At 67.9% G+C, this 641-nt stretch carries 1 protein-coding gene; it reads right to left on the bottom strand.

Features of this window, described 5'->3' with window-relative positions:
• Positions 1-371 (bottom strand): MarR family winged helix-turn-helix transcriptional regulator (locus D7X55_RS40090; protein ID WP_233610401.1); only part of this gene is annotated, 371 nt, incomplete at its 3' end.
• Between the last annotated feature and the right edge of the window lie 270 nt (positions 372-641).

Below are 641 nucleotides of genomic sequence, written 5' to 3'. Positions count from 1 at the left end.
CAGGACAACAGGTCGTCCTTGCGGGGGGCGGGGGCGGGCTCGTTGCCCAGGAGCTGGAACAGCCCCGTCTGCAGCTTGTCCAGGAGGCGCGACAGCTCGTCGAACTCCGGTGGCGACAGCGACTCGCGGGCCTGCGTGTCCAGCCAGTCCACGGCGCGCTGCAGGGCCTGGTACTCCTGGCGCCCCGCTTCGGTGATCTCCAGGCGCACGCAGCGGCGGTTCTCCCCCGCGCGGCGCGCCACCAGCCCATCCTCCTCCAGGCGATCCACCAGCCGGCTCACTGCGGGCGCGTCGATGAGCAGCCGCTCCGCGATGGCGGCCTGACTGTGGAGCCCGACCACGCCGATGGTCTTCAGCACGAGCAGCTGCATCAGTGGTCGATCCGTTTGCTCTCCCACTTTCTGGGTGAGCAGCCGGACCACTGCGCGTCGCGTCGATGCCACTTGCTCAGCGATGGTCATGGGCGTAAGAGATGATTGCATTCAACAACGGTTGTCAATTACATCTTGACTTGACTGCGCGCAGAGACCCGGGGTGGGTACCACCACTCGCTCCTGCCGGAAAGCTCGCCGCTCCCAGAGTATGGCCACCCCCAGCGCCCTCCTCGTCCTCCTCCTCGCCGCCGCGCAGCAGGCGCAGTC

This window comes from Corallococcus sp. AB049A (assembly GCF_003668885.1).
GTDB lineage: Bacteria > Myxococcota > Myxococcia > Myxococcales > Myxococcaceae > Corallococcus > Corallococcus interemptor.
The sequence above is the reverse complement of the archived record's forward strand: the minus strand, read 5'-3'. Positions and strand labels throughout refer to the sequence as shown.